3 protein-coding genes and 2 pseudogenes are annotated in these 7,692 nt (G+C 63.2%); 2 read left to right on the top strand and 3 right to left on the bottom strand.

Annotated features, from left to right (window positions below; all coding sequences use genetic code 11):
• A pseudogene (locus EPO09_RS08420) lies at positions 1 to 1,419 on the bottom strand (glutamine-synthetase adenylyltransferase); the annotation flags it as partial.
• A gap of 134 nt (positions 1,420 to 1,553) precedes the next feature.
• Here EPO09_RS08420 and EPO09_RS08415 point away from each other — a divergent pair.
• Positions 1,554 to 6,029: a YhdP family protein gene (locus EPO09_RS08415; RefSeq protein ID WP_290642075.1), complete on the top strand. Its 4,476-nt coding sequence runs from the start codon at positions 1,554 to 1,556 to the stop codon at positions 6,027 to 6,029.
• On the opposite strand, the gene EPO09_RS08410 is transcribed toward EPO09_RS08415, so the two are convergent.
• On the bottom strand, positions 6,004 to 6,702 hold the full coding sequence (locus EPO09_RS08410; protein ID WP_290642073.1) for a DUF4197 domain-containing protein: 699 nt from the start codon (positions 6,700 to 6,702) through the stop codon (positions 6,004 to 6,006). The two genes, EPO09_RS08415 and EPO09_RS08410, sit on opposite strands and share 26 nt — an antisense overlap.
• A gap of 75 nt (positions 6,703 to 6,777) precedes the next feature.
• On the opposite strand from EPO09_RS08410, the gene EPO09_RS08405 reads away from it, so the two are divergent.
• A complete protein-coding gene (locus tag EPO09_RS08405) occupies positions 6,778 to 7,230 on the top strand; it encodes a TlpA disulfide reductase family protein (RefSeq protein WP_290642077.1) in 453 nt (150 codons plus the stop codon).
• A 57-nt stretch (positions 7,231 to 7,287) separates the two neighbouring features.
• On the opposite strand, the pseudogene EPO09_RS08400 reads toward EPO09_RS08405, so the two are convergent.
• Positions 7,288 to 7,692, bottom strand: a pseudogene (locus EPO09_RS08400) (hypothetical protein); the annotation flags it as partial.

Here is a 7,692-nt window from a genome sequence, read left to right as displayed (position 1 = left end):
CTCGTCGCTGTCAACAGGCAGCGGCGGGCCACCGCAGGTCTTGCAGCCGCCGGAGCCAGACGAGTCGGGGCTGCGGCCATCGTGCAGCAAGGAGTCGAATTCGGTGGCCACGAACTCGCGCACGCTGCACAGGGCATCCAGCAATTGGCAGGTGCCGGTGTGGCAGTCCGGGTTGACTGGCGTGCCTTGTTGGCGACCTTGCAAACCCAGGGTGTCGGCGATCCAGGCCAGGTCCTTGTCTTCAGTGGGCAGCAGGTGGGTTTGCTGGTCGTCGAGGAACTGGATGCGGTGCTCGATGCGGCGCAGGAACACGTAGGCCTGAGCCAGCAAGTTGGCCGTGGCTTCGGGGATCAGGCCGCGTGCGGCCAGGCGTGGCAGGGCCTTGAGTGTGGAGCGGGTGCGGATCTCAGGGAATTGCCCACCGCGCACCACTTGCAGCAATTGCACGGTGAACTCGATTTCGCGGATGCCGCCACGTGAGAGCTTGACGTCGTTGGCGCGCTCGGGCCGGCCGGCGGCGCGGCGATTGGCTTCGTCGCGGATCTTGCGATGCAACTGGCGCAGGCCTTCGAACACGCCGTAATCCAGGTAGCGGCGGAACACGAAGGGCATGACGATGTCACGCAGGTCCAGGGCGCGTTTGTGGTGCTCGCCGCCAGGCATGGCGCGGCGCGGCGCAATGATGCGGCTCTTGAGCCAGGCAAAACGTTCCCATTCGCGGCCTTGCACCAGGAAATACTCTTCCAGCATGCTCAGGCTGACGACGGACGGGCCGGAGTTGCCATTGGGGCGCAAGGCCAGGTCCACGCGGAAGACGAAGCCGTCTTCGGTGGTGTCGCCAATCAGCATGGACAGGCGGCGGGCGACCAGGGTGAAGTACTCGTGCACGGTGACACGGCCTTTGATGATGCCGATGTCATCGTGCAGGCCGGTGGTGTGGCCGTCTTCTTCGTAGACGTAGATCAGGTCGATGTCGGACGAGACATTGAGCTCGCGCCCGCCCAGCTTGCCCATACCCACGACCCACATGTCGATGCGCTGACCTTGCTCGTTGAGCGGGGCACCATGTTTGGCATCGGCTTCGGCCTCTGCGGCGCGCAGGGCGTAATCCAGGGTGACTTCGGCCAACTCCGTCATGGTGGCCGTGATGTCCAGCATGGCGCAGCCTAGTTCCACATCGAGCACCACCAGGCGTTCCATCACCAGTTGACGGGCGACGCGCAGGGCGGCGCCCAACTCGCGCCCCTGACTCAGAAGGCGATCGATGAGGGCGCTGATCTGCGCCGTGCGTGGTTGACCTGGCGCGGTTTCGGCGAAGGCCGCCAATTCGGCTGGATAGCGCCTGCGGATGCGTTGAACGTACCGCGAGTGCTCGGCCAGGGCCGTTGTCTTTACAGCGTCAAATGGGAAATCAAGCATGGAACCAAAGGGCCGACGTGGTGGTCTGTGCTAGGGTTATCGGTTGTCGATCCCTGATGCTGTACCTGCAAGTGATGGTAGAGCAGCAGAGTGGCCTGGTAAGTAGGTGGTTCGACGGAGGAATCTCTTTTTTCATGTCATCGTCCCCAGAACCGTCCAACCTGCGCCAGGCCGGCACCAGAACCAGCCAGCGAGGCATCCTCAGAGCTTCTGCCTTGACCTTGGGTCGGGTGGGGCGTCGGGTCGTCATCGGCTTGTCCATTCTGGCTGGCGCGCTGTTTTTGCTGGCCGCGCTGGCTTGGGGAGTCTTGCTGCTGCAGATTTTGCCCCGTATCGATGCGTGGCGTTTTGATCTGGCTGAGCAAGCCACGCAAGCAATAGGGGTGCCAGTACGGATTGGTAAGGTGGTTGGGCGTGCAGATGGCATCTGGCCGACCTTGTCCTTGCGCGAGGTTCAACTGCTGGATGCGGCGGGGCGCGTGGCTTTGCGCCTGCCTGAGGTCACGGCCCGGGTGTCTTTGTCGACCTTGTCGCCACGGGCCCTGGCTGATGGCGAGTTGCGTCTGGATCAACTGGTGATCGTGGCCCCTGAGCTGGATGTGCGCCGGGATGCGGCGGGGCAGTGGCATGTGGCGGGCTTGAAGATCGCGTCCTCGTCGGGCGGGCAGGGTGGTTCCGCTGCGGCAGACTGGGTCTTGTCACAGGCGCGTATCCAGATCCAGCAAGGCACGATCCGCTGGACGGACGAGCTGATGGGCGCACCCACCCTGGCGCTCAAACAGTTGGATCTCACCTTGCGCAACAGGCCGGGCTTGGGGCGCCGGCTGCATGAATTGACGGTCTCGGCCACACCGCCTGCCGAGTTCGGGCAACGCTTCAAGGTGTCGGCATCGATGTCGCAGCCTTTGTGGCTGGCCTCGGGTGTGCCGGTGAAGGACGGGGAGTCCGTACCCTGGTGGCAGCGCTGGGAGCTGGATGCAACACGCCCCAGCCAGTGGTTGACCTGGTCCGGCACCGTGGGCGCCGAGTTGCCGTTTGTGGACGTGCAGCGTCTCAAGCAACATGTGAAGCTGCCGGTTGACGTGGAAGGTGGGCGTGGTGCCGTGCAGGCCAGCCTCAGCCTGGTCAAGGGTATGCCCAGCGGTTTGAAGGCTGACGTGGCGCTGCAGAGCGTCAACGTGAGTCTGGCTCGTGGACTGGCGCCGTTGGCATTCAGTCACCTGAATGGACAGGTTGCCGTATCCCATGAAGCTGAGGCTTCGACCTTGTCTTTCCAGAAGCTGTCGTTCCAGTTGGCCGATGGCCTTGTCTGGCCGGCCAGCAGCGGCAATCTGGTTTGGCGCCACTCGCCTTGGCCGGAGGCTTTGTCTGATGCGGTGTGGGGCTTGACCAAAGGTGGCGAGGCGCAAGCTGATCGCCTGGATCTGAATTTGCTGGCGCGATTGGCCGATCGCCTGCCGCTGTCGCCCAAGGTGCGTGCCTCCTTGGCTGATGTGGCGCCACATGGCGTGGTCGAGCAACTGCAATGGAATTGGGAGGGCCTGCTGGAGGCGCCTGTGCGCTACAAGGCCAGTGGCCGTGTGCGCGGGCTGGGCTGGGCCTCGTCCGATAAGGACAGCCGCCCTGGCATGGAGCAGGCTTCGGTCAGCTTGACTGCTGACGAGAACGGCGGGCACGCAGATCTGGACGTGAAGCAGGGCTGGATCGCTTTCCCGGGCGTGTTCGAGGAACCGCGCATTCCGCTTGCAGCCTTGCAGGCCAAGGTGTCCTGGGTGATTTCACCGTCTCGTGTCAAAGGACAGGCATCGGCCTTGCGCGTGGACGTGAGTGAAGCCAGTTTTGCCAATGGCGATGCCAGCGGGCAGTTGGAGGGGCACTGGCAGACTGGCTCTGGCGTGTCACCCATCGATGGGCGGGCCGTGTCGCGTTTCCCGGGGAATTTGAACCTGACCGGTCGCCTGGATCGGGCGGATGCAAGCAAGGTCTGGCGTTACCTGCCTCTGGCCATTCCCAAGACGCCGCGCGATTACGTGCGTCTGGCGCTGCGAAGTGGTCAGGGGGAGAAGGTGTCATTCGATGTCGAGGGCGACCTCAACGAATTCCCCTTCAAGGATGACCAAGGCGGGCGCTTCCGCGTCAAGGTGCCGATGCGCAATGTGTCGCTGGACTACGTGCCGCAAGGGCTCATGGGCACACAGGCAGACGCCAGGCAGGTCAATTGGCCGCCATTCACGTCGCTGGAAGGCATGCTGATCTTCGAGGGGCAGCGACTGCTGTTCAAGGAAGCAAAGGGTCGCCTGGGCGGCGTGGGTTCCGGCGCGTTTGGCCTTCACGATGTGGAGGGGCGCATCGATGATCTGGGGCGCAAGGATCCGCACCTGACGATCAAGGGGCAGGGCGAAGGCCCGCTCAATGACATGTTGCGCTTCCTGTCGGCTTCGCCGATTGGGCGCTGGACGGGCAATGTACTGGGTGGCGCGCAATCCAATGGCACGGCGGCCATGCAGCTTTCACTGGACATCCCTCTGGACCACGCCGAGGACACGCGCTTGAAGGGCTCGGTCACGATGTTGGAGCGTGATGGCGCCAGCTTGCGCCTGAACCCGTCAGTGCCCATGTTCGCGGCCCTGCAAGGCAGCATCGGGTTCACCGAGACTGATCTCAATGTCAAGGCCAAGGCCCGTGTCTGGGGACATGTGGTGGATGTGGACGGTCGCCGTACCGCCGATGGCGCCACGCGCTTTGTGGCTCAGGGCAATATGTCGGCAGAAGGCTTGCGCCAGGCCAGCGAGATACCTTTTGTGCAAAAACTGGCACAGCGTTTCAGTGGGGAGTCACCCGTCACGGTCAATGTGACGATGGGCAAGCAGGACGCTCAGGGCAAACGTGCTTTACCTGAAGTGCAGGTCATCTCCAACTTGCAAGGCATGGCCACGAACCTGCCTGCGCCGCTCAACAAGCCGGCGGCTGCGGCCTGGCCTTTGAAGGTCACGCATCGGCAGGAGGACGAGCAGGGTTTGAGTGATGCAATCCTGGTGGATCTGGGCAATCCGCAGACATTGCAGATGACTTCCAATACCGTGCCTTGGCTGCGTGTGGATTTGCGCCGGGACACCAGTGGTGATCAGGCCAGGGTAGCGCGCGGCCTGATCAGCCTTGTCCAGGCCGGCCTGAATGAGGCGACTGGCTTGCAGGCGCTGCCGGCCAAGGGCGTGGCGGCCCAGATCGCGATGCCGACGCTGGATCTGGATGCGTGGTCTGGCGTGCTGGCCTTGTTCAAATCGACCGAGCCAGCACGTGGTGTTCCCGCGGCCACGGCGGACGCCTCCGAGACCTATCTGCCTGACAGCGTGAGCGTGAAAACGGCGGCGCTCGTCTTCCAGCAACGCACCTTGAAAGATGTGTCGGGCACCTTGGCGCATCCCTCGCCAGGCGTGTGGCGTGCGCAACTGGATGCGCAGCAGGTGTCAGGCTTGATCGAATGGATGCCCGAGACGGCGCCCGTGGCGGGGGGCTCGGGCAACAGCCGCGTGGTGGCCCGCCTGTCCCGTTTGTCTGTGCCTGCTGCAGAGGCGCAAGCACTCGAAGAGCGTGCCACCGAACAGATGTTGTCACCCGAGGCCGCGGCAGGCAGCCTGCCCGCACTGGATGTGGTCATCGATCAACTGGAGTGGCGCGGCCTGCCGCTGGGACGGCTGGAAGTGGAGGCCCTCAATCGGCAGGTGCCCATGGCCGGTTCTGCACCTGTACCTGAATGGCGCCTGACCAAGCTGCGCATGAGTTCGCCGGAAGCGCAATTGAGCGCCACCGGCAACTGGGCGGCGCTGGGCGCGCAAAGTGCCACACGCCGGTCAGGTGTGAAACTCAAGCCCCGATCGGCCTTTGCGTTCACGCTGGACTTGCAAAACAGTGGCGGGCTGCTGACCCGTCTGGGTTTGCCTCAAACCATCAAGGGCGGTAAAGGCAAGCTCACAGGGCAGGTGAGCTGGTTGGGTGCACCGATGGAGCCTGATGCCTTGTCGATGACTGGCGACATCAATGTGCAGATCAGCGAAGGGCAGTTCCTCAAGGTGGATCCCGGCATGGCCAAGTTGCTGGGCGTGCTCAGTCTGCAATCCTTGCCGCGGCGCCTGACGCTGGACTTCCGTGATGTGTTCCAGCAGGGCTTTGCCTTCGACAGCATCGATGGCGATGTGAAGATCGGCCAGGGCCAGGCCACCACGCGCAATCTGCGCATGCGTGGCGTGCAGGCGGTCGTGCTGATGGAAGGGCAGGCCGATCTGGCGCACGAAACCCAGAACCTGCACGTGTATGTGGTGCCGGAGGTCAACGCCGGCGGTGCCTCGCTGGCCTATGCGGCGATCAATCCCGTCATTGGATTGGGCACCTTCATCGCCCAGGTCTTGCTGCGCAAGCAGGTGTCCGATGCCAGCACGCAGGAATTCCGCGTCACGGGCCCCTGGGCGGATCCTCAGGTCGAGAAGGTGGGGGGCAAGGGCTCTTTGGCAGCATCGTCGCCGGAGTCCGGTGGTGCCGCGGCATCTCCGGCAACGCCCTCGCCGGCCAACGCCCCGCCATCCACGGTCACAAAGCCCCGAAAACCTTCTTGAGCAGGGCGCTGCCCGTGCCGACCGGGTCCTTGCGGATGCGGCGTTCTTCCTCGCCGATCACGAAGTACAGCCCGTCCAGGGCCTTCTGGGTGACATGGTCCTGGACCGTCACCATATTGCCCTGAACCAGGCCCAGCTTGCTGGCCTTGCCGGCCAGGTCGTTGTACTGCTTGGTGATGGAGAGCTTGTCCAGCGTTTTGCTGACCACGGGCTGGAACTTCTGACCCAGCGGTGCGCGCGTCTTGCTGGTGAAGTACTCGGTCACGGCGTTGTCGCCGCCTTGCACGATGCGCTGCGCATCTTGCACGCTCATGCCTTTGATGGCCTGAACCAGCAAGGGTTGCGCCATCGATACGGCGGTTTCTGCGGCATGGTTCATCGAGTTGATCAGCTCATCGAGCTGAGCCCCGCGGCCAACCGTGCGCAAGATGGGGGCGGCTTTCTCCAGGACGTCCGGCAGGCCGATGCGCACCTTGTCGTTGGCCAGGAAGCCGTCTGCTGCGCCCAATTGCTGAACGGCCACCTGCGCGCCACGTTCCAGGGCAGCACGCAGGGCCGCTGTGGCATCTGTCTGGCTGAACAGGGCCGCCCACCCCGTGGACGGCATGGCTTCCAGTGCGATCAGGCCCATGCAGGTGGCCCAGGACGACGACAATACGGTGCGACGATTCATTTCTTTCCTCAGATCTTTCCCGTGGTGACCAAGATGCACTTGATCCGCCGAATGTTGACACTGTTGCTGCCCCTCATGCTGGCAGCCTGTTTTTCTGGCGCCCAACAAGCCGCGCCCAACCTGCCGTTCACCCAACTCGATGGCAGCCAACACCAACTCTCCGAGCTCAAAGGCAAGGTGACGCTGGTCAACTTCTGGGCCACCAGTTGCAGCACCTGTGTCAAGGAGATGCCGCAGATGGTGGCCACCTTCAAGAAGTTCCAGGGGCAGGGCCTGGAAACGCTGGCCATTGCCATGGAGTATGACCCGCCCGCCTACGTGATGCAGTTTGTGCAATCAAGGCAATTGCCATTTCGAGTGGCCATCGACCACTCCGGCGATCTGGCCAAGGGTTTTGGGGAAGTTCAGCTGACGCCGACGACCTTTGTGGTCAACAAGAAGGGCGAGATCGTCAAACGCTACATCGGTGAGCCCGATTTTGCGGCTTTGCACGCCCTTTTGGCGCAATTGCTGGCCGAAGCAGGCTGATCAGGCGCCATCTGCCCCTGTTGGGGCCGATATCAGTGCGCCAGTGTGCCGATATGGCTACAACACACGCGACAGCTCGTACACGAGTGCCGATGGCAGCGCATTGCCGATGCCATCCCGACCGACGCGCGCCATGCCCGTGGCACTGATGCTGGAGATATCGAAGGTTCGGCCATCCTGGCTGAGTTCGATGAACACAAACTCTGGCACTTCCTGCCTGATGCCGCTGACCATCTGATCAAACGCGTTGGTGCGCAGTTCACTTTCGAACACGATGGCGTGAGGCAGGCCTTCGCGGCAGAACTCGGCCGCTTCACGCACCGAGCTGACGAAGTCCAGCACCAGCCCCATGGACTTGAGTGCATCCCTGATCTGCTGGCGCAGATCGCGGCTGGAAGCAATCACCAGCACATGGCTGCCAGCCAGTGGCTTGGAGTTCACGGAATCGGCGAACCCGTGGGC

Source organism: Aquabacterium sp. (assembly GCF_004297345.1).
Classification (GTDB): Bacteria; Pseudomonadota; Gammaproteobacteria; order Burkholderiales; family Burkholderiaceae_C; genus Aquabacterium.
Note: the sequence above shows the minus strand (reverse complement) of the source record. Positions and strands in the feature narration are given on the sequence as shown.